Below are 20,763 nucleotides of genomic sequence, written 5' to 3'. Positions count from 1 at the left end.
CGCGGCGCTCCGCCGCCATTCGCGAAGAACGTCCGCCGGGACAGCCGGCGGGCGTTCGCTTTTGGGGCCCGGCGGCGGCCAGGGGGCGAGTCGCTCCGGCCGAGAATCATCCATTGACACCATTACCAGCGCCGGGACGGTCACCCTGACCGCGGCAGCGGAGGAACGAATGGCCACAAACGCTGAGGCAATCGCCGGGGCTCTCGCGGACGCCGGCATCGACCACGCTTTCGGGCTGCCCGGGGGCGAGATCACCGTCCTCATCGAGGCGTGCCGCCGCGCGGGGATCCGCTTTTACCTCACCGGGCACGAAGCCAGCGCCGCGTTCATGGCCGACGTCACCGGGCAGATCACGGGCCGTCCCGGCGTGTGCATGGCGACGCTCGGGCCCGGGGCGATGAACCTCGGCCTCGGCGTGTCGAACGCGCTGCTCGACCGGTCTCCTGTGCTCGCGATCAGCGCGGACCTCTCGACCGCGCTCGCGCCCCACTTTCCGCACCAGCGTCTGCCGCTCGGCCGGCTGTTCGGCGCGATCGCGAAGGCGAGCGCGGCGGTGGACGGGCGGGGGACCGCCGATCTCGTGCGCCGCGCGATCGCGCTCGCCGTGAGCCCGCTGCCCGGCCCGATCCACCTGGCCCTTCCGAGCAACCTCGCGGCCGCGCCGGCCGAACCCGGCGCCTCCCCGGTTGATCTCCCCGCGGCGCAGTCCCAGGCGGCGCCGGCGGGGGGTTCGGTGGGAGCGCTCGCCGAGGCCCGGGATCTGCTCGACGGTGCCGAGCGCCCGCTCGTCGTCGTGGGCGTCGGCTGCGCGCCACAGGACGCGCCCGCCCTGCGGGCATTCATCGACCGCACCGGATGGCCGTTCATCGCGACGCCGAAGGCGAAGGGGATGCTTCCCGAGGACGCGCCCGGGTTCCTCGGCGTGGTCGGCGGCATGGCCGTCGACGCGGCGGTCATGGAGACGGTCGAGCAGGCCGACGTGCTGCTCGGCGTGGGCTTCGACCCGGTGGAGTGCGACAAGGACTGGTACGTGGGCCGCCGCATCGTCAACCTGTCGCGCGCCTCGACCGCGGAGGGCGCGTACCGCCCGGTCGAGCCGCTCGGAGACATCGCGGAGTCGCTCGCATCACTGGGCGCGGTCCGTCTGCGCCGGTGGCCCGAGCCGATGCTGGCGGCCGCCCGCGCGCGGATCCGGCCCGAGCCGCTTGCATCGTCGGGCGGCGCGGGGCTCAGCCCGCTCGCGGCAATGCGCGCGCTGCGCGACGCCGCGCCGCGCGACACCGTGCTGACCTGCGACGTCGGATCGCACAAGTACTACTGCGGCCAGTTCTGGGAGAGTTACGAGCCCCACACGTTTTTCATGTCCAACGGTCTTTCCGGTATGGGCTACGGGGTGCCGGCCGCAATCGCCGCGAAGCTGGAGTTCCGTGACCGGCCGGTGCTCTCCGTGGTGGGGGACGGCGGGCTGTTGATGATGCTCCACAACCTCACGTTTTTGCGCCAGTACGAGGTGCCGGTGACGATCGTCTGCTTCGTGGACGCCAGTCTCAGTTTGATCCGCGTGGGCCAGCGCCGGCGCGGCTTCGAGCCCTACGGCGTCGACTTTCCGGCGCCGCAGTTCGAGACGATCGCGCGGGGCTTCGGGATCGAGGGGGTCCGCGTCGAGTCTCTGGACGCCCTGCGCCGTGCGGCCGGGACGGCGCTCGGGTCCGGGCGCCCCACGGTCATCGCCGTGCCGGTCGACGGCCGGGAGTACGATACCTATTGCTGACACGGATGGGGAGGCGGCGATGAAGCGACCGGAGGCCGCCGGGGGGCGGCCGGAGGTACTGCGCAAGACGGTGCTGCGGCGTCGGGCATTTCTGAAAGAGGGCGCGGTGCGTTCGGCCGCGGCCGCCCTGGCGCTCGGCGCGGGACCGCTCGCCATTCTGCGATCGCCGGAGTCGGCGTCCGCGGCGGCCGCGGTGCCGCGGGAGCAGACGTTTGTGGTCGTCGACGGCACGGAGCCCAACAGCCTCGAGCCGGCCGTCGGCACCGGGCCGTTTCAGGCCATCATGAACGCGATGTACGACGGCCTGGTCACCTGGAACGACAAGGGGCAGGTGGTCCCGGCGCTCGCGACCGCGTGGAAACCGAGCGCGGACGGGCGGACATGGACGTTCACGCTGCGGCCGGGCGTCAGGTTCCACGACGGGACGCCGCTCACCGCCGAATCGGTCCGCGCCACGTTCGACCGGATCTTCGACAAGAGCGTGCCTGCGACGCGGCGCGGCAACTATCTGTTGATCAAAGACGTCGCCGCGGTCGACGACCGCACCGTGCGCTTCACCACCGATCCACCCAACCCGGATTTTCCGCTGTTGATGGCCGACGTCTCGGCGAAGATCATCAGCCCGGCGGCGGTGCGCCGGTACGGGCAGGATTTCGGGCGGCATCCGGTTGGGACCGGCCCCTTCACGTTCGAGGAGTGGGTGCCGAACGATCACGTCTCCGCGGAGGCCACCCCCGACTACTGGGGGCCGAAGCCTCGCGTGCGGCGCTTTGTCTACCGTCCGATTCCCGAGCCCGCCGCCCGGGTGGTCGTGCTGAAGACGGGCGAGGCGGACGCGGTGCTGAACCTGCCGCCCGCGGACGTGCCGGGGCTCCGGCAGACGCCGGGGCTCACCGTGCGCGCCACGCCGAGCCAGACGATCGCGGAGCTCGAGACCGCCGACACCAAGCCGCCGTTCTCCGACGTGCGCGTCCGTCAGGCCCTCAACGTGGCGATCGACAAGGACGCGATCATCAAGGGGATCATGAAGGGCTTCGCCCGGCCGCTGAACAGCCCCGGGGTGCCCGGCCTGTGGGGCAGCGTTGATTTTCCGCCGCTCCGCTACGATCCCGAGCGCGCGAAGCGGATGCTCGCCGAGGCCGGCTACGGTTCGGGGATGCGCGTCACCGTCAACCTTACCAGCGGCCGGTGGGCGGGCGACGCGCAGGTGGTCCAGGCCGTCCAGGGCTATTGGGCCAACATCGGCGTGCAGATGACGATCCGCGAAATGGCCTTTGCAGACCTGCTCGCGTTCAGCTCGTCCGATCCGGATACCCGCCCCGGCACGGCCACGTGCCTTCTCAAAGGCAGCCCGTACATCGATTACCATCTCTACCGGATGTACGACTCCGCGGCGACGAACGTCCCCGCGACGCAGCAGCGGACCGGCTACGCGAATCCGAAGGTTGACGCGCTGATCGCGGCCGAGCGGCGCACGTTCGATCCGGCGGCGCGCCTGCCGATCCTGAAGGAGGCCCAGCGTCTCGTCTGGGAGGACCAGCCGATCATCTTTCTGCTGCAGCTGGTCAACATCTGGGGCGCGCGCAGCGGGGTGTCCGGCTTCACCGTGCTGCCGACCGGCGACTTCGTGCCCGGCCGGCTGCAGCGCTGAGGGTCGCCGCCGGGCGCGATGCTCCGCCACATCGCGGAGCGCCTCTTGTGGGCCGTCCCGGTGCTGCTGGGCGTCTCGCTCATCGTCTTCGGCATTCTCAAGGCGATCCCGGGCGACGCCGCGCTGGTGATGGCCGGGCCGGACGCGAGCGCCGCGGACGTCCGGGCGATCCGCGAGGTACTCGGCCTGGATCGGCCCGTGTACGTCCAGTACGCGCGGTGGCTGGAGCGCTTTGTGCGGTTCGATCTCGGCCGGTCCGCGGTCACCCGGCGGCCGGTCACCTATGAGATCGCAACCCGGGTCCGGCCGACCGCCGAACTTGCCGTCGCCGCCATGGCGTTGGCGGTCGCGGTCGGGCTCGCGGCGGGCATCACGGCCGCCACCCACCAGCACTCGACGTGGGACGCCGTGACGTCGCTCGCCACGGCGCTCGGCATCTCCGTTCCGATCTTCTGGCTCGGCCTCATGTTGATGATGCTGTTCTCGGTGTCGCTGCGGTGGCTGCCGAGCACCGGGGCCGGCACGGCGGCGCAGCTGATCCTGCCGGCGCTGACCCTGGGCGCCGCGTCCGCCGCGACGGTGGCGCGCCAGGCCCGCGCGGCCATGCTGGACGTGCTGCGGCAGGACTACCTGCGCACCGCGCTGGCCAAAGGCGTCGCCCGCGGCACGCTCGTGATGCGGCACGCCTTCCGGAACGCGGTCATCCCGATCGTCACGGTGCTCGGGCTTCAGCTCGGGTATCTCCTCGCCGGGACGGTGCTGACCGAGACGGTGTTCGCGCGTCCGGGCCTCGGCCGCCTCGTCGTGGACGCGATTCGCACGCGGGACATCGCCGTCGTGCAGGCCACCGTCATGCTGTTTTCGGTCACCTTCATCGCCGTGAACCTCGCGGTCGATCTCCTCTACGCGTACCTCGACCCGAGGATCCGCTTTGACTGAGCGGGCGGCCCGTGGAACCGTTGCGCGCGCGCCCGCCGCGCCGGCGGCTGCGGCTCCGGCGAGCCCGTGGAGGCGCGCCGCGAAGCAGTTCTCGCGCCGGCGGGTGGCGGTGGCGGGACTGGCCGTGCTGCTTCTCGCCGTGGGCCTCTCCGCGGCCGCGCCCTGGCTCTCGCCGCATCCGCCCAACCTCGTCGACGTCGCCAACCCCGACGCACCGCCCTCGTGGACGCATCCGCTCGGTACCGACGAGCTCGGCCGCGACATCGCAAGCCGCCTCCTGTGGGGCGGACGCAACACGCTGCTGATTACGCTCGGCGCCGTGGCGCTCGCTTTTGCCGCCGGTTCCGCGCTCGGCATCGTCGCCGGATACTACGGCGGCGCCGGCGGCACCGTGATCATGCGCGCGATGGACGTCCTGCTCGCGATTCCGGGGTTTCTGCTCGCGGTGGCCGTGATCGCGGCGCTCGGCGTCGGCATGGGCAACGTGATCGTCGCGATCGGCATCAACTCGATTCCGCCGTTCGCGCGGATCGCGCGCGGCTCGACGCTGCTGGCGCGGCAGGAGGTGTACGTGCAGGCGGCGCAGGCGCTTGGGGCAGCGGAGCGGACGATCATGGCGCGGCACATCTTTCCGAACATCCTCTCGCCGCTCATCGTCCAATCGACGCTGCGCCTCGCCACCGCGATCCTGACGGCGTCGGGCCTCAGCTTCCTCGGGCTGGGCGTCCAGCCGCCGACCGCGGAGTGGGGCGCGATGCTGAGCGTCGGCCGGAACTACATCACCAGCAGCCCCCAGCTGGTCGTCATTCCAGGGATGGCGATTCTCGTCGTGACGCTGGCGTTCAACGTGGTGGGGGACGCCGTGCGCGACGCGCTGGACCCGAGAGAGCTGTAGGTTGCCGCGGCCGCTGTCGCGCCTAATTCCGCCGCTCACGATGGCGCTGCCCGTGACCATCTTCGCCATCGCGGCGCTGAGCTTTCCGCTGACCGTTGCGCGGCTGTTCGGCGTCTCCGGAGCGGCGACCACATCGTGGATCGCCGTGCTGTACGGCGGACCCGGCGTGCTGAGTCTGCTCCTGACGTGGTGGTACCGGCAGCCGCTGCTGGCCGCCTACAGCACCCTCGGAACCGTGGCCGCGGCGACGCTCGTCGGACATGCCGCCTACGCCGAGCTCCGCGGAGCCTCGCTCATCGCGGGGCTGCTCGTCTTCCTGCTCGGCGCCGTCGGCCTCAGCGAGCGCGTCGCGCGATGGGTCCCGGCCCCGATCGTCATGGCGATGGTGGCCGGGGCGATCCTGCCGTACGTGGCGGGTATGTTCACCGAGGCGGGAACCGCCCCCGCCGTCGTTGGAAGCGCCTTCCTCGCCTACGTCCTCGGCCGCCGGCTCCTGCCGCCGCGGATACCGGCCATCCTGCCCGCGGTCGTCGTCGGGGCGGCGGCGGCGAGCCTCACCGGCATGCTGAGCCTCAGCCGGTTCCGGTGGGTGGCGCCGGCGCTGCAGGCCGCGCCGCCCGCGTTCTCATGGACGGCGGTGGTGGCGTTTGCGCCGGTGCTGGCCGTCCTGATGAGCACCTCGGCCAATCTCGCGTCGGTTGTCTACATCAGAAGCCAGCGCTTTCCGGCATCGCTGCGCGCGATCGACATGATCACGGGCGCCGCCTCGGTGGCCGGTTCGTTCTTCGGGTTCACGCCGTTTTGCATGGCATCGTTTCTCGCCGCGCCGACCGCGGGACCGGACGCGGGCGACCACGACGTGCGCCACTGGTCGGTGTACTTCTCGGGTGCGGGCTTCCTCGTCATCGCCGCCCTCGCCGGGGTCGCCGCGGATCTGCTGCGCGTCGTGCCGCTCCCGGTATTGCTCGCGCTCGCGGGCCTCGCGCTGATCGGCGCGCTCAGCTCAACGCTGCAGGACGCGCTGCGGGGGCCGCTCGTGCTTGGGCCGCTGTTCGCGTTCGCGGTGGCGGTGTCCCATCTCTCGTATTTTGGGATCGGTCCGCTCTTCTGGTCGCTCGCGATCGGCACGGCCGCGTCGGCCGTGCTCGAGCGACAGCAATTGGCGGCGCTCAACGCCCGCGGGCCGGCCGGAGGGTAGCACCGGTTACGACGCGGATTATCCCAACCGTTCGAGGCAGGCCTCCACATGCCGGCACGCTTCCTCGATCGCGGCGGTGACCGCGTTGCGGCCGCGTACGAGGTCGACGCGCAGAAATTTCGCCTCGTCGCCGTCCGCGGGCAGCGCCGCGAGCCGGCGAACGGCGGCCAGGCGCGGCAGGAACGGCGTCTCGAGCGCCGGGTCGTGCGCGTACGGCCCGGTCGACGTGTAGGTCGCCGGGATCAGCGCCCGGCCCACGCGGCGCAGGCACGCGTTGATGTGCCGGGCCGGCGCCCCGCCGGTGACCCCGGCCGCCGCGCGGGCGAGGCGGGCGCACAGTTCGTCGAGCCGGCCGGCGGCCGAGCGCGCCGGACCGAGGTCGAAGTCGCGTCCCGCCGCCTGCAGCTCGTCGAGGCTCTGCGTCAGGTCGCGGGCCGCGGCCCCGTAGTCGAGCGGCACTACCGGATCTTCGAGCAGCCGCGAGATCGCCAGCGCGAAGATCCTGGTGTCCCGGACGAGCCGCGCCGGGTCGATCTTGTCAAGCGTGTCGTGCGGCGTGTGCCACCACCATCCCAGGCTGCCGTCCACCTGGTGCGACACCGAGCCGAGCAGCGACGGGATCCCGGCGCCGAGGAACGACTGGTCGGAGTTGCGGCCGACGCGCTTGGCGTCGAGCGTCCCGCCCGCGGCCTCCTGCACCGCCCAGATGCCGAGGGGCGCCGTCTCCGGCATCGAGTTGGTCGCGAAGGTGTCGGCGTCGATGCTGCCGAGCGAATCGACGTTGACGTGGCAGACGCAGCGCTCGGCGAGCTCCGACCAGTGGGCGTCGGCGTACCAGGCCGACGACGAGTAGCGGCCGTGCGAGTGTCCGGACCAGAAGGCGAGCCGCAGCCCGCGCCGGAGCGACTCTCTGCGCGGCGCTAGGACGCGGGCGACTTCAAGCATGGCGGCGTTGGCGCTGCCGTTGTCCATCGCGCCGAGGTACCAGCCGTCAAGGTGGCCTGAGAACAGGACGAACGTTCCGTCCGCGTCCGGATGACCCGCGGCGAGGTCGCCGATCACGATCGGCGTCTTCGTCCACCCCGTCTCGACCTCCGCGGTGAACGCCACGTCCACGCGGCCGCGCGCGCACAAGGCGCGCAGGGCTTCGCCGTCCGCCTTGGGCACCGACAGGAGATGCACGCGCGGCAGAGCGTCTTTGGTGCTCTCGGCCGGATTGCCCCAGACCGGCGAGCAGCACATCTCGTGGGCGTGCCGGCCGCTGATACAGATGATGCCGAGCACGCCGGCCCGCGTGGCGTTGACCGCGTGCGCCGGCGTCGCCCGGCCTTCCACGAGCGCGATCTTGCCGGCGGCGCCCGCTTTCGCGTACTCTTCCGGGGTGCCTTTGCCCGCGTAGACGAGTTCGGCGGACACGGCGCGCCCGCCGGTGGGGATGCCCATGGAGTGAGTGATGCACGGAAGGTCGCGCGGCTCCGGCTTCGTGACGCGCAGCGAGGCGGCGCCCGGCAGACTGATGTAGGCGTCGTGGACGATCGTCTGCGCGGCGTAGCCGAACGACCGCAGCCGGTCTTCGACGTACGCGGCCGCCTCGCGTTCGTCTCGCGAGCCCGACAGCCGCGTCCATTTGGCGATCGTGCGGTTGAACTCGGTGAGATGGTCCTGCGACACAGCATTGAGCGGAACCACGGTGCGCCTCCTCGCGCGAAATCTCCCCCCGCGTTCGGGTGAGTTCGGCGAAAACGCTCTTCGACCCGCACCGGGCGCCGCCCTCGCGGCCACCAGGGGCGCGTCCTGCGCGCTTCGAACTGCAGGGAAGGTCGGCGAGAGCATACCGCGCGGCGGCCATGGTCGACCGCGGCGCGCACGGCGGAGGTGGCGATCTTGGCGAATCCCTTGGAAACGGCGGTGGCGGCGGTCAGTCCGGAGCGGCTGGCGAGTCATCTCGAGTGGTTTGCGGGCGTGCGCCGGGACACCGCCGGACCCGGCGAGCGGCGGGCGGCCGAATACATCGCCGACCGGCTTCACGGCGCCGGCGTGCCGGTCGAGGTCCACGAGTTCGACGCGTTCCTCAGTTACCCGATCCGCGCGACGCTCGAGGTGCTCGAGCCGGAGCGGCTCACGCTGCCGTGCCTGACGCATTCGTTCGCGCGATCCACCGGACCGGACGGGATCGTCGCCGACCTGACCGACATCGCGGACGGCCAGGTCGAGCGCGGGGCCGGCCGGGCCGCGCTCGTTGGCGGGCTCGCCACGCCGGTGACGGTGCTGAGGGCGAGCCGCGCCGGATGCGCCGCGGTCGTGTTTACGAACCAGGACCGCGTCATCCACAACATGATTGGGACGACGATCTGGGGCACGCCCGATCTCGATCAGGCGGACCGGCTGCCCCAATGCCCCGCGATCTCCGTCGACGTCGAGGGCGGGCGGACGCTGCGCGGCCTTCTCGATCGCGGCGGGCCGGTCCGGGTGCGGATCGTCGCCGAGGTGAAGACGGAATGGCTGCGCTCGCTGCTGCCGGAGGCGGCGATTCCGGGAACGGGGGCGGGCGGCGCCGACCCCGGCCAGTTTGTGCTGGTCGGCGCGCACTACTGTTCCTGGAACGCCGGCATCACGGACAACGCGACGGGCGACGCGTGCCTACTGGAGATGGCGCGGGCTTTGTGGGATCATCGCGCCGCGCTCGCGCGCGGCGTGCGTGTCTGCTGGTGGCCGGGGCACTCGCACGGCCGGTACAGCGGGTCGACGTGGTACGCCGACACGCGCTTTTTCGACCTCGCCGAGCGATGCCTCGCCTACTACAACGTCGACTCGCCCGGCGTGCGCGGCGCGACGCGCTACGTCGCCCGCAACACGACGGCCGACCTCGAGCGGTTTGCGAAGCAGATCATCACCCGCACCACGGGCGTCGCCGATCCCCCGGCGCATCGGCCGGCGCGCGCGGCCGACCAGTCGTTCCTGCCGAACGGGGTCTCGTCGTTTTCGATCTATCCGTTTCTACCGGAGGACCACCCCGACTTCCGCCCGTGGACGGGTGGCGCCGCGAACGCGTGGTGGTGGCACACCGACTTCGACACGCTCGACAAGGCGGACACCGGGATTCTCGCGACCGACACGAGGATCGGCGTGACCGCGGTGGGGGAGCTCGTGAACGCGCGCGTCCTGCCGCTCGCGCCCGGCGACACCGGCGAGGAGATCCGGAAGGCGGCCGTGGAGCTCCAGCCGTCGCTCGCCTCGCATCTCGATCTGGGTCCGCTCGTCGCGGACGCCGACGCGTTCATCGCGGCGTCGCGAAGCCTGGACGAGAGGCGGACCAGCGCCACGGATCCCACGGCGGCGCGCCGTCTCAACGCCGCGCTCCTGCGCCTCAGCCGCATCATGAACCCGGTCGTGTACAGCCGCCGCGGCCGGTTCTTCCACGACCCGGCGGAGTGGTCGCCGATCATGCGGGCGAGCGGCCGGTACGTGCTGCCGGGCCTCAGTGCCGCCGGCGCCCTCGCCTCGCTCGCCGGCACCCGCGACTACGGATTCTTGAAAGCGCAGCTGCTGCGGGAGTGCAACCGCGTGCGGGCGGCGCTCCGGGAAGGGGCGGGGCTGGCCGCCGGAGTCGCAGAGGCGTTGGCGCGGCGATAGGGGCCGCCCGCCGCACGGCCGCCGCGTCTATTCAGGCTCATGCGTAGGTCCCGTCAGTCATCCGCGATCGCGCTCCACGAACAGCGGCGAGAATCGCTGCAGGCTCGAGCCGCCGCGTATAGTCGGGATCGACGTGGGCGAGCTGCACGACGCCGCCTCGATCCAGCACGAACGTGCCCGGCATTGGAAGCTCCCAGGACTCATCACCATTGAACTTCGGAATCGGGTTGCCGAACGCGGTCTGCAGCCCCTTCAACGCGTCGCTGAGCACGAAGACGAGGCCGTACCGGCGCGCGACTGCATTGTGTGCGTCGCTGAGTACAAGGAAGTCGAGCTGCTTCTTCTCAACGTCGGCGATCGCGTAGTCGGCGGTCTGCGGGGAGATAGCGACGAGCTCAGCGCCTAGTCGGTGGATCTCAGGGAGCACCCGCTGGTATGCGCGAAGCTGGAGATCGCAGAACGGACACCACCCTCCCCGGTAGAAAGTGACAACCGTCGGTCCCTTCGCGAGTAGCGAGGACAAGCTCACCGTGCCTCCACGCGTCTCAGGCAGCAAGAAATCGGGAGCTTTCGCGCCGACCTGCAGCGCGCCCTTAGCGATGCCGGACTCGGCGAGCCTCCTCAACTCCGTACCGAGCGTGGCAATCACCTCTGGTGGCGCGTCCTTCGCCAGGTTGGTGGTGAATTCCGCGATGCGATCCCTCAAGCTGGTGGCGCTGACATTGTTGTTCATGATTGCCTCCTCGGTTGTTCTTACGTGACGGCTTCGTCCGCCGACTGTTCGAGTCGGTGAACTTGGTGCGTACGCGTGTCCCCCTCTGTGCTAGACGAGCTTGGCGCCCACGGGCGGCTTCATCTCAGCTACCTGCTTCTGGTGGAACCAGATCTGATAGCCGTACGGGTCGATGACCTTGAAGGTCCGGTCGCCCCACCACTGGGTGGTGAGCGGATTCGTCACCTTCACACCGTGCTGCGTGACGGTGCGATGATAGGCGTCGACGTCGTCCACCTCGAGGTAGATCTCCACAGAACGTTTGCCGGCGGACGGACTCGTCGCGTCCATCGGCTCGCGCGTCCGCGTGAACGTGATCTGCGCCCCGGCGAGATCGTACGAGACGAAGTCAAACTGTCCGTCTTTTCCAACCACCCCCATGACGCGCTTGAATCCGAGCTTCTCGGTGTAGAAGTCATGCAGCTCGTCGATGGAATCGACGGCGATAATCGGCATCACGGTCTTGGCCGCTTGCTTGGCCATTGTCGCGCCTCCTTGGCGATGCGGTTTACGGCTCGATCTTAAGGCCGGCGGGGATTGCGTTTCAACTACTTTTTGTAGTAGAAAATGAGCAATGCGGCTGCCCGACTTGGACCTTCTCGAGGAGCTCAACCTCTCGCGCGACGAGCGCTCCGCCCTTGCCGCGCTGATGGCGCTGGGCGTTGCCGATGCGGCGACGCTGTGCCGCGAGGGCGACATCGCCTCGTCGAAGATCTACCGGGCGATGGAGAAACTCGCGGAACTCGGCCTCGTCCAGGTCCAGCCCACGCGTCCCAAGCAGTACGCGGCCCTCCCCGCCGACGCCGTCGTCGACCGGACGGTAGAGCTGGCCCGCGAGCGGGCGGAGCGCTTTGCGCACGGGACCGAGGGCCTGCGGCGGACGCTGGCGGCCCTTCCCGCGCGCCTCCGCGGCCGGCAGACGTTCGTCGATCTCGCGCTCGGCATGGAGAGCCACGCGCGGCGGCATCTCGTGCATCTCGCGAGCGCCGCCACGCGCATCCTCTCGTACATGGAGCGGGGCGACCTCGCGGCGATCGATCAGGCGGTGGCGACGGGCTTCCCGATCCTGCGGCGCATCGCGCGCAACGCGGCCGAGCGGAAGATCGAGCATCGAGTCGTGTTCGGGTTTTCCTATCAGAGCGCGCCGGTGTTGATCGAGTTCCTCCGGCGCCACCGGGGGGAGATCCGGCATCTCACCGGCGTGCGCTACTCCGGCGAGCTCGGCCATCCGTTTCACGTCGTGGACGACGAAACGGTGGTCTTGCCGCTGGACCATCCGTTTGTCCCGGAAGGGCGCTTCGCGTCGCTCCTGGTGCGGGATCGCGACCTCGCCGGCAGCCTGGCGGGCGGATTCGATACGCTGTGGCGCAAGGCGATGCGGGACGTGAGCGAGGTCGGCTTTCAGCCGGTTCCTCGTTCCGACTGAGACTAGGAGAGGGCGTCGAGCACGGCCCGTCCTGCGCCGCGAGTGGAGGCCACCCGTCCGTCGGCCTCGAGGCCGAGGACGCCGGCGGCAACCGCACGGTCCACCGCGCGCCGGACGCTGTCCGCCGCCGCCGGCAGCCCGAGCCATTCCAGCATCATCGCGCCCGCGAGGAGCATCGCCGCGGGATTGGCGCGGTCGGTGCCGGCGATGTCCGGCGCCGAGCCGTGGACCGGCTCGAACAGGCCGTGGCGCTCCCCGAGGTTGGCGGCGGGGCAGAAGCCGAGACCGCCGATCGTGGCGGCCGCGACGTCGCTGAGGATGTCGCCGATCAGATTCTCCGCCAGCAGCACGTCGAACCGCCGCGATTGATCGACGATCGCCGCCGCGGCGGCGTCGGCGTACACGGCATCGAAGGCCACGTCGGGGTACTGCTCCGCGACCTCGCCGGCCACTTGCCGGAAAAACGCGAACGACCGCAGCACGTTGGCCTTGTCGCAGCACGTGACGCGCGCCGCGGCGCTGCCGCCGGTCCCCGCGGGCGACACCGCCCGCGCCGCGGCACGGTGGCGCGCGAGCTCGAACGCGAGGCGGGCGACCCGTGTCGTCCCCTCGCGCGTGATCCGAATGCGGTCCTCGACCCCGTCGCCGGTGAGCTCGCCGGCGCCGCGGGTCGCGTACGCGCCCTCGGTGTTCTCCCGGACGATCACGTAATCCGTGCCGCCGGCCGCGATCGCCGAAACGCCGGGAACCCGCCGCACCGGCCGGACGTTGGCGAACAACGTAAACGCCTTGCGCAGCGGCCCCGCGACGGTTCCGGCCTCGGTGCCGTCCGCGTGGCGCACGCCGGGCAATCCGGCGGGGCCTTTCAGCATCGCGCGCACGCCGCGGCACGCCTCGAGCACGTCGGGAGGAACGCTGCGCCCGGTCCGGGCATACGCGCGCGTGCCCGCGTCGAGACGCCGCCATTCGAGGCGCGCGCCGTCCCGATCCGCCGCGGCCTCGAGCACCGGCAGGGCCGCCGCGACGATCTCCGGTCCGATGCCGTCGCCCTCGATGAGGGCAACCGTGTGCGCCGTTGATCTGGGAGCCACGGGCGGGTGGTTCAACGGCAGGACGGGCGGTTCCCGGGAAAAAGAACCCCGACGCCGGCCGCCTCGGGCCGAGCCACCGCCAAATCAAAGCCGGCCGGGAGCATCCGCCGGTCCAAGGAGGTCCGCATGGTACCCGCCGCGGCCCACTACGACGCGATCGTGATCGGATCCGGTCAGGCCGGCACCCCGCTCGCGCGGGCGCTCGCCGGCGCCGGGCGCCGCACGGCGCTGGTCGAACGCGAGCACGTCGGGGGCACCTGCGTCAACGAGGGCTGCACGCCGACGAAGACGATGGTTGCGAGCGCGCGGGTCGCGTATCTCGCCCGCCGCGGCGCCGACTACGGCGTGCGCACCGGCCCGGTGTCCGTGGACATGACGAAGGTCCGCGAACGCAAGCGGGGGGTGGTGGAGAAGTTTCGCGGCGGCAGCGAGCGGGGGCTGGCGAAGCTCGCCGCGTTGGAACTCATCCGGGGCGAAGCCCGTTTCACCGGGCCGCACGAGATCGACGTGGCGCTGCGGGACGGCGGGACCCGCGCGCTCTCCGGCGATCTCATCTTCCTCAACCCCGGCGCGCGGCCGTCCCGGCCGTCGCTGCCCGGACTGGACGGCGTGCCGGCGCTCGACTCGACCTCGATGATGGAGGTCGACGCCGTGCCGGATCACCTGCTGATACTGGGCGGCGGATACATCGGCATCGAGTTCGGCCAGATGTTCCGGCGCTTCGGCAGCCGTGTGTCGCTCGTGCAGCGCGGCAGGCAGTTGTGCGCGCGCGAAGATCCGGACGTGGCGCAGGCGGTGGAGGGGATCCTGCGCGACGACGGCATCGACATCCTGCTGGGCGCCGAGGCGTGCCGGGTCGAGCGCGGCGCGGAGGGCGCGATCCGGCTGACCGTCCGGCAACACGGCGGCACCGAGGGAACGCTGACCGGCTCGCACCTTCTCGTGGCCGTGGGGCGCACGCCCAACACCGACCGGCTCAATCTCGCCGCGGCCGGGATCGAGGCCGACCCGCGCGGCTTCGTCCGGGTCGACGACCGGCTGGAGACGAGCGTGAAGGGCGTCTACTGCCTCGGCGACGCGAAAGGCGGGCCCGCGTTCACGCACATCTCCTACGACGATTTCCGCGTCGTGCAGGCGAACCTCCTCAACGGCGGCGGAGCGAGCATCGCGAACCGGCTCGTTCCGTTCTGCGTGTTCATGGACCCCGAGCTCGGCCGGGTCGGGCTCACCGAAACCGAGGCGCGCCGGCGGGGGCGGCCGGTGCGGGTGTTCACGATGCCGATGAAGAGCGCGGCCCGGGCGATCGAAATGGACGAGACGCGCGGGCTCATGAAGGCGGTCGTCGACGCCGGGTCGGGGCAGATCCTCGGCTGCGCGATCCTCGGGGTGATGGGCGGCGAGGTGATGACCGTCGTCCAGGCGGCGATGATGGGCCGGCTGCCGTATACGGCGCTGCGGGACGCGGCGATTGCGCATCCCACGGTCGCGGAGTCCTTGAACAACCTCTTCGACCAGTAGGCGCGGCGCTCGCGCCCCGGGCGGGCGACGGCACCGCCCCGGGGCCCCAAGAATTCGCCTCTTCCCGGCGAATGCTTGAGGCGGGCGTTACTTCAGGACGCGGCTTGTTCAAGGGGGCGCAGCGATGGCGCGGCACCTGGTCTGCCTGACGTTCGACTTCGACGCGATCTCGATCTGGATCCGGCGCGGTCAGACGACGCCGACCGCGCTCTCGCGCGGCGAGTTCGGGGTCGTCGGCGCCGAGCGCATCCTCGATCTGCTGCGCGACCGCCGCATCACCGCGACCTGGTTCATCCCGGGCCACACGCTCGATACCTATCCAGAGACGTGCCGGCGCGTTCACGCGGAGGGCCACGAGATCGCGCATCACGGGTACCTGCACGAGCCGCCGGCCACGCTGTCTCGCGACGACGAGGAGCGCGTGCTGGTCCGCGGCCTGGAGGCGATCGCCCGGGTCACGGGCGGCGCCCCGCGCGGCTACCGGTCGCCGGCGTGGGATCTGAGTCCGCACACGATTCCCCTGCTGCTCTCGCACGGCTTCGTCTACGACTCCAGCATGATGGCGCACGATCATCTGCCGTATCGCGCCCGGCAGGGCGACGAGGTCGGTTCCGACGGCGCGGTGCGCTGGGGGGATCCGACGCCGCTGATCGAGATGCCGGTGTCGTGGTCGCTTGACGACTATCCGCACTTCGAGCGGGCGTCCGGTCCGAACGGTCTGCAGCCGGGGCTCATGCACGCCGCCGGGGTGCTCGACAATTGGGTCGACGACTTCCGGTATATGGCGCGCGCCGCCGACTGGGGTGTGTTGACCTACACCTTCCACCCTCAGGTCACCGGCCGGGGCCACCGTATGCTGACGTTCGAGCGCCTCATCGACGCCACGCGCGACCTCGGCGCGGCCTTTCTGCGGATGGACGAGGCCGCCGACGAATTCGCCTCGCGCGACCGCGGCGCCGCCCCGTCTGGCGACTCCGGCTCACGCCGTGGGCCCGGGGCCGGGGCGGCCGGCGTCCCGGGGACGGCGCGATGAAAGTCACCGGCGGCGAGGCGGCGTGCTATCGGATCCGGCTGCGGGAACCCTGGCAGAGCTCCAGCCACACGATCAGCGTCTTCGAGTTGATCACGGCCCGCCTGCGCACGGACACCGGGCAGGAGGGCGTGGGGTGGGCTTTTACCGTCGGCGCGGGCGGGACGGCGATCGCCGCGTTCCTGACCGACGATCTCCTCCCGGTCGTCGCGGGGCTCGACCCGGCGCTGGTCGAGCGCACGTGGCACACCCTCCACGGCACGGTGCGCGACGCCGCGCCCGGCGGGCTCGCGCTGCTCGGTTTGTCCGCGGTCGACATCGCGCTGTGGGACCTCAAGGCTCAGGCGGCCGGCGAGCCGCTCTACCGCCTGCTCGGCGGGAGCCGGGACCGCGCAGAGGCGTACGGCAGCGGCATCAACCTGAACCTCCCGATCCCCGATCTGCTCGCGCAGTTTCGCCGGTGGCGGGCGCGCGGGTTCCGGGCCTTCAAGATGAAGGTGGGGTCCGACGATCCGCGCGCCGACGTCGAACGCGTGCGGGCGGTGCGGGAGGAGATCGGCCCGGACCCGATCCTGATGCTCGACGCCAACCAGAAGTGGACCGCGGGCGAGGCCGTCCGGCGGATCCGCGGGTTCGAGCCGTACGATCCGTATTGGATCGAGGAGCCGCTCCCCGCGGAGGACGTCGCCGGGCACGCCTGGCTGCGGGCGCAGGTCCGGTGCCCGATCGCGCTCGGCGAGAACCTGTTCTCCCCCGCGGCGTTCAACGAGTTTCTCCGCCACGGCGCCGTCGATGTCGTGCAGCCGGACGTCGTGCGCGTCGGCGGGATCACGCCGTTCCTCAAGATCGCGCACCTCGCGGAGGGGTACGGCATCCCGACGGCGCCGCATCTCGTGCTCGAGCTGTCGGGGCAGCTCTGCTGCGCGATCCGGCTCGCCTCGATGATCGAGGACCTGGACGGCGGCAACCTGACCGAGCTCGAGGCGCTCGACGAGCCGATTTGCACCGCGGACGGGTACTTCACGCCGCCCGCCCGGCCCGGACACGGCGTCCGGTTCAACTGGGACGCGCTTGCACGGTGGCGCGCAGGAGGGGCATCTTTGGCCCGCGCCGCAGGCTCAGACGCGGCCGGAGGGCGCCGTGGCTGACCTGTCCGGGAAAACGGTGCTGGTGACCGGCGCGGGGCGCGGCATCGGCCGCGCCGTGGCGGTGCGGTGCGCGGCCGAAGGCGCCGCCGTCGTCGCCGCCGACCTCGCGCCGCCGGAGGAGACCGCCGCGGCGGTGCGGGCCGCGGGCGGGCGCGCGCTCGCGGTCGCGGCCGACGTCGCGGATCGGGAGGCCGTGCGGGCGATGGCGGAGGCGGCCGCGCGCGAATTCGAAGCCGTCGACGTCCTCGTCTCGAACGCCGGCATCGGCTTTCCGGATCCGGTGCTGGAGATCACGGAAGAGCGCTGGGACCGCGTGCTCAACGTGAACCTCCGGGGCGCGCTCTTCTGCGCGCAGGCCCTGCTGCCGGCGATGCTGGCGCGGCGCGACGGCACGCTCGTCTTCGTGTCGTCGATCGCCGGGCGGCGCCTCAGCCTCGTCAACGGCGCGCAGTACACGTGCTCGAAGTACGGGCTCATCGGACTGACGCGCCACCTGGCCTCGGAGCTGGCCGGCACGGGCGTGCGGGTCAACTGCGTCTGCCCGGGACCCACCGAAACGGATCTGCTCGACCGGTACACGAACGAGGCGGAGCGCCGCGCCATCGTGGAGCGCACGCCGCTTCGCCGGCTGGCGCGGCCCGACGACATCGCGGACGTGATTGTCTTTGCCGCCTCGCCGCGCGCCCGGCACGTGCACGGCGCGATTCTGGACGCGAACGGCGGGCTGTACTGAGGTCTCGAACACAAGAAGCCGCCGGCGCGGCGGCTTCTCGTATTGACCCCGCCGCGCCGGCACCGGTCGGCGGGGTGCGCGGTTTTCGCGAACCTCTAGTCGCCCTGCGTGGTGAAGATGCTGGTGTACTGGCCGGGCGCGAAGACGTAGATCAGCGAGACCCGCTGATCCAGCGCCCCGCCGTCGTCTACCACGAACGCGATGCCGAGCTTGTTGTAGACATACGTGCTGTCGTCCTGATGCTGGTCGATGCTGTCTTCCTTGCCGTACGCGTTGCGAAAGGCGCTGATGTCCGAACCGATCGCGACGCCGCGGTCGGTTCTATAGGTGTCATCGAGGGAGACGACCAGCGCGACGACCCGCTTGGAATCCTTCTGGGCGATGACGCCGATCCGCTTGAGCGGCCAGTAGTAGCCGGTCATGGTCCCCGACGGCAGATCGTCCGATGAGTGCAGCGGTCCGAGCGAGGACACCAGCGGATCAAGCGCCTGCCCGAGCTGGTAGTCGCCGACTCCCTTCCCCGGGACGACGGCCGAGCCCTGAGCTGCCCCGGCCGTGGCCAGCGCGACGACCGCGCCCAGCGCGAGCACGTAGCTCGTGAGGCGACGCATTGCTTCTACCCCCTTATGCGATTGGCGTGAAATGTTGTGCCGCGTATTTACCCCGTCCTCGCCTGTAAACCTCATGAACCTCCGCATCTTCACAATCTACAGCGAGGGCCTCGCGAGGCTCCAGCCGGGCCGCCGGCGCCGCCTGCGATCGAACGCGACGCGGCGCCGTAGACGGCCGCCGCATAGTAATATTGAAGGGCACCGCTTCTCACCACACCGGGTTCTTTCAAAGGAGTGACGAAACTGTCGCAGAGTCCGACGCACCTCTCCCGCGTCCAGCGCCGCGCGGCGATCGCCGGAGCGTCCCGCGCCGGCCGGGGATCCCCGGGCGCCCAGAATCCCGCGCGGCCGCGGCGGTCGTCCAGCTGGTGGATCGCCGGCGCGGCGGTCGTGATCTTCGGCGCCGCCGGCGTGTGGTGGACGGCGGCCAGGCACGTGCAGTCGCAGACGCCGGCCGGCCCGATGCTCGGCCAGCAGCTTCCCGACGAGGGATACGATCACGTCGCCGTGGGGTCGCAAATTCACTACAAGGCGAACCCGCCGGCATCCGGTCCACACTACCCGTTTCCCGCGCCGGCCGGCGTCTACCCGAACGGCCTGCAGACCGGTTTTTGGGTGCACAGCCTCGAGCACGGCTACATCGTCTTGCTGTACAAGCCGCCGGTCCCGGCCGAGCGACTCGCGGAGTTCGACCGGATGGTGAAGGAATTCCCGAAGAGCAAGTACGGCAACGTCAAGCTCTTGATTGTGTCCTATCCGGACATGCCCCACCCCTATGCCGTCCTGTCATGGGACTGGCGGCTGCAGATGGATTCGTACGACCGCGCGACCGCGCTCCGGTTCTACAAGGAACACGTGGATCACGGCCGGGAAGACATCCCGTAACGGGCAGTTACCGCCCCATCTTGGGAGGCCAGCCATGAAGATGTACGTCGGCACGGAATGGATCGACAAGCGTCAGACCATCCCCGTCATCAACCCGTTCGACGGCTCGACGGTCGATACGGTCCCGAAGGGCGACGCCGACGACGTTGAGCGCGCCCTGCAGACGGCGGCGCGCGGGGCCAAGGCGATGCGGGCGCTCAGCGGCTACCAGCGGGCGCAGATCCTCAAGAAGGCGGCGGAGCTCCTGACGGCGCGGACCGAGGACTTCGCCAAGACGATCACGCTCGAGGAGGGGAAGATCCTCGCCGAGTCGCGGGTCGAGGTCGCGCGCGCCACGGAGATCCTGGTCCTCTCCGCGGAAGAGGCGAAGCGGCTCGGCAGCGAGGTGGTGCCGCTCGACGGCGCGCCCGGCGTGACCTCGGCCACCCAGATGGGCTTCACGCTGCGGGTGCCGTGCGGCGTGGTCGTCGGCATCAGCCCGTTCAACTTCCCGCTGCACCTGGTCACGCACAAGGTGGGACCGGCGCTCGCCGGCGGGAACGCCGTGATCTTGAAACCGGCGACCGACACACCGCTGTCCGCGCTCAAACTCACGCAGGTACTGCTCGACGCCGGCGTGCCGGCGGACGGAATCCAATGCCTCACCGGCAGCGGCGGTGAGATCGGCGACAAGCTCTGCGCGGATCCGCGCGTGCGCAAGATCACCTTCACCGGCAGCCGCGACGTCGGCGAGCGGATCTGCAAGACCGCCGGCCTCAAGAAGGTGACGATGGAGCTCGGCAGCAACGCCCCGGCGATCGTCATGCCCGACGCCGATCTCGAGAAGGTCGCCGCGGCGATCGCCGCGACCGGCTACGCCAACGCCGGCCAGGTCTGCATCAGCACGCAGCGCGTCATACCATTGAAGGCGATCTACGGCGACTTCCTCAACGCGCTCAAGGCGAAGGTCTCGGCGATCAGCACCGGCAACCCGCTCTCGGAAGGCGTGAAGATGGGGCCGATGGTCCGCGAGTCCGACGCGAAGCGCGTCGAGTCGTGGGTCAAGGAGGCGGTCGCCGGGGGCGCGCGCCTCGTGACCGGCGGCGAGCGGCAGGGGGCCGTGTACGCGCCCACCATCCTCGCCGACGTGAAGCCCGACATGCGCGTCTCCCGCAGCGAGCTGTTCGGGCCCGCGGTCGCCGTGACGCCGGTCGACACCATCGACGACGCGATCGCGATGGCGAACGACAGCAACTACGGGCTCTCGGCCGGCGTCTTCACCCAGAACGTCAACTGGGCGATGAAGTTCGCCCGCGAGGTCGAGTCCGGCAACATCCACATCAACTGGGGTCCGCAGTGGCGGGTCGATCTCATGCCCTACGGCGGCCTCAAGGAGAGCGGCTTCGGCAAGGAAGGCCCCAAGTACGCGGTTCAGGAGATGACCGAGCTGAAGATGGTGGTGTTCCACCTGTCGTAGGCGGAG

The 20,763-nt window shown here is 70.8% G+C and carries 18 protein-coding genes; 13 read left to right on the top strand and 5 right to left on the bottom strand.

Annotated elements, in window-relative coordinates:
- Positions 1-169: 169 nt before the first annotated feature.
- From VKT83_12335 to VKT83_12315, 5 genes are read left to right on the top strand one after another with little or no spacing between them, the layout of a single operon-like run.
- Complete coding sequence (locus VKT83_12335) at positions 170-1,771, top strand: thiamine pyrophosphate-binding protein (GenBank protein HLY23243.1); 1,602 nt, start codon at positions 170-172, stop codon at positions 1,769-1,771.
- Between the two features lie 19 nt (positions 1,772-1,790).
- Entirely contained in the window at positions 1,791-3,422 is a 1,632-nt protein-coding gene (locus tag VKT83_12330) for an ABC transporter substrate-binding protein (GenBank protein HLY23242.1), read from the top strand.
- Positions 3,423-3,440: 18 nt separating this feature from the next.
- Positions 3,441-4,361 (top strand): ABC transporter permease, encoded by a 921-nt coding sequence (locus VKT83_12325; GenBank protein ID HLY23241.1) that lies wholly within the window; start codon positions 3,441-3,443, stop codon positions 4,359-4,361.
- Entirely contained in the window at positions 4,354-5,256 is a 903-nt protein-coding gene (locus tag VKT83_12320) for an ABC transporter permease (protein HLY23240.1), read from the top strand. Before VKT83_12325 ends, VKT83_12320 begins: the two co-directional genes overlap by 8 nt.
- Positions 5,257-5,308: 52 nt before the next feature.
- The gene (locus VKT83_12315; protein ID HLY23239.1) at positions 5,309-6,454 is read left to right on the top strand and encodes a benzoate/H(+) symporter BenE family transporter; all 1,146 of its coding nucleotides are present in this window, start codon (positions 5,309-5,311) and stop codon (positions 6,452-6,454) included.
- An 18-nt stretch (positions 6,455-6,472) separates the two neighbouring features.
- Here VKT83_12315 and VKT83_12310 read toward each other — a convergent pair whose 3' ends face one another.
- Positions 6,473-8,143: a M28 family peptidase gene (locus VKT83_12310; protein ID HLY23238.1), complete on the bottom strand. Its 1,671-nt coding sequence runs from the start codon at positions 8,141-8,143 to the stop codon at positions 6,473-6,475.
- A gap of 195 nt (positions 8,144-8,338) precedes the next feature.
- Here VKT83_12310 and VKT83_12305 point away from each other — a divergent pair, with 195 nt between their 5' ends.
- On the top strand, positions 8,339-10,087 hold the full coding sequence (locus VKT83_12305; protein HLY23237.1) for a M28 family peptidase: 1,749 nt from the start codon (positions 8,339-8,341) through the stop codon (positions 10,085-10,087).
- Positions 10,088-10,124: 37 nt separating this feature from the next.
- On the opposite strand, the gene VKT83_12300 is transcribed toward VKT83_12305, so the two are convergent.
- Entirely contained in the window at positions 10,125-10,820 is a 696-nt protein-coding gene (locus VKT83_12300; protein HLY23236.1) for a peroxiredoxin-like family protein, read from the bottom strand.
- A gap of 90 nt (positions 10,821-10,910) precedes the next feature.
- A complete protein-coding gene (locus VKT83_12295) occupies positions 10,911-11,342 on the bottom strand; it encodes a glyoxalase superfamily protein (protein HLY23235.1) in 432 nt (143 codons plus the stop codon).
- Between the two features lie 91 nt (positions 11,343-11,433).
- Here VKT83_12295 and VKT83_12290 point away from each other — a divergent pair, with 91 nt between their 5' ends.
- The gene (locus tag VKT83_12290; protein HLY23234.1) at positions 11,434-12,285 is read left to right on the top strand and encodes a helix-turn-helix domain-containing protein; all 852 of its coding nucleotides are present in this window, start codon (positions 11,434-11,436) and stop codon (positions 12,283-12,285) included.
- Positions 12,286-12,287: 2 nt separating this feature from the next.
- On the opposite strand, the gene VKT83_12285 is transcribed toward VKT83_12290, so the two are convergent.
- Complete coding sequence (locus tag VKT83_12285) at positions 12,288-13,376, bottom strand: isocitrate/isopropylmalate family dehydrogenase (protein HLY23233.1); 1,089 nt, start codon at positions 13,374-13,376, stop codon at positions 12,288-12,290.
- Positions 13,377-13,502: 126 nt separating this feature from the next.
- Here VKT83_12285 and VKT83_12280 point away from each other — a divergent pair, with 126 nt between their 5' ends.
- From VKT83_12280 to VKT83_12265, 4 genes are all read left to right on the top strand, one after another.
- Positions 13,503-14,894, top strand: a complete 1,392-nt coding sequence (locus VKT83_12280; protein HLY23232.1) for a mercuric reductase — start codon at positions 13,503-13,505, stop codon at positions 14,892-14,894.
- Positions 14,895-15,018: 124 nt separating this feature from the next.
- Positions 15,019-15,927, top strand: a complete 909-nt coding sequence (locus VKT83_12275; GenBank protein HLY23231.1) for a polysaccharide deacetylase — start codon at positions 15,019-15,021, stop codon at positions 15,925-15,927.
- Positions 15,924-17,072 (top strand): mandelate racemase/muconate lactonizing enzyme family protein, encoded by a 1,149-nt coding sequence (locus VKT83_12270; protein ID HLY23230.1) that lies wholly within the window; start codon positions 15,924-15,926, stop codon positions 17,070-17,072. Before VKT83_12275 ends, VKT83_12270 begins: the two co-directional genes overlap by 4 nt.
- Complete coding sequence (locus VKT83_12265; GenBank protein HLY23229.1) at positions 17,065-17,805, top strand: SDR family oxidoreductase; 741 nt, start codon at positions 17,065-17,067, stop codon at positions 17,803-17,805. Before VKT83_12270 ends, VKT83_12265 begins: the two co-directional genes overlap by 8 nt.
- A gap of 95 nt (positions 17,806-17,900) precedes the next feature.
- On the opposite strand, the gene VKT83_12260 is transcribed toward VKT83_12265, so the two are convergent.
- Positions 17,901-18,416 carry a hypothetical protein gene (locus VKT83_12260; GenBank protein ID HLY23228.1) on the bottom strand — a complete coding sequence of 172 codons (516 nt, stop codon included), beginning with the start codon at positions 18,414-18,416 and terminating at the stop codon, positions 17,901-17,903.
- A 234-nt stretch (positions 18,417-18,650) separates the two neighbouring features.
- On the opposite strand from VKT83_12260, the gene VKT83_12255 reads away from it, so the two are divergent.
- Positions 18,651-19,301, top strand: a complete 651-nt coding sequence (locus tag VKT83_12255; GenBank protein ID HLY23227.1) for a DUF3105 domain-containing protein — start codon at positions 18,651-18,653, stop codon at positions 19,299-19,301.
- Between the two features lie 34 nt (positions 19,302-19,335).
- Positions 19,336-20,757: an aldehyde dehydrogenase family protein gene (locus VKT83_12250; protein ID HLY23226.1), complete on the top strand. Its 1,422-nt coding sequence runs from the start codon at positions 19,336-19,338 to the stop codon at positions 20,755-20,757.
- Positions 20,758-20,763: the final 6 nt, after the last annotated feature.

The sequence above is a fragment of the bacterium genome, from assembly GCA_035308905.1.
Taxonomy (GTDB): Bacteria; Sysuimicrobiota; Sysuimicrobiia; order Sysuimicrobiales; family Segetimicrobiaceae; genus DASSJF01.
Note: the sequence above shows the minus strand (reverse complement) of the source record. Positions and strands in the feature narration are given on the sequence as shown.

Bases quoted from the DNA above. Each gene is read 5' to 3' on its own strand.
- VKT83_12335 (HLY23243.1), top strand. From the start codon at position 170: ATGGCCACAAACGCTGAGGCAATCGCCGGGGCTCTCGCGGACGCCGGC.
- VKT83_12330 (HLY23242.1), top strand. From the start codon at position 1,791: ATGAAGCGACCGGAGGCCGCCGGGGGGCGGCCGGAGGTACTGCGCAAG.
- VKT83_12325 (HLY23241.1), top strand. From the start codon at position 3,441: ATGCTCCGCCACATCGCGGAGCGCCTCTTGTGGGCCGTCCCGGTGCTG.
- VKT83_12300 (HLY23236.1), bottom strand. From the start codon at position 10,820: ATGAACAACAATGTCAGCGCCACCAGCTTGAGGGATCGCATCGCGGAA.
- VKT83_12295 (HLY23235.1), bottom strand. From the start codon at position 11,342: ATGGCCAAGCAAGCGGCCAAGACCGTGATGCCGATTATCGCCGTCGAT.
- VKT83_12290 (HLY23234.1), top strand. From the start codon at position 11,434: ATGCGGCTGCCCGACTTGGACCTTCTCGAGGAGCTCAACCTCTCGCGC.
- VKT83_12280 (HLY23232.1), top strand. From the start codon at position 13,503: ATGGTACCCGCCGCGGCCCACTACGACGCGATCGTGATCGGATCCGGT.
- VKT83_12275 (HLY23231.1), top strand. From the start codon at position 15,019: ATGGCGCGGCACCTGGTCTGCCTGACGTTCGACTTCGACGCGATCTCG.
- VKT83_12270 (HLY23230.1), top strand. From the start codon at position 15,924: ATGAAAGTCACCGGCGGCGAGGCGGCGTGCTATCGGATCCGGCTGCGG.
- VKT83_12260 (HLY23228.1), bottom strand. From the start codon at position 18,416: ATGCGTCGCCTCACGAGCTACGTGCTCGCGCTGGGCGCGGTCGTCGCG.
- VKT83_12250 (HLY23226.1), top strand. From the start codon at position 19,336: ATGAAGATGTACGTCGGCACGGAATGGATCGACAAGCGTCAGACCATC.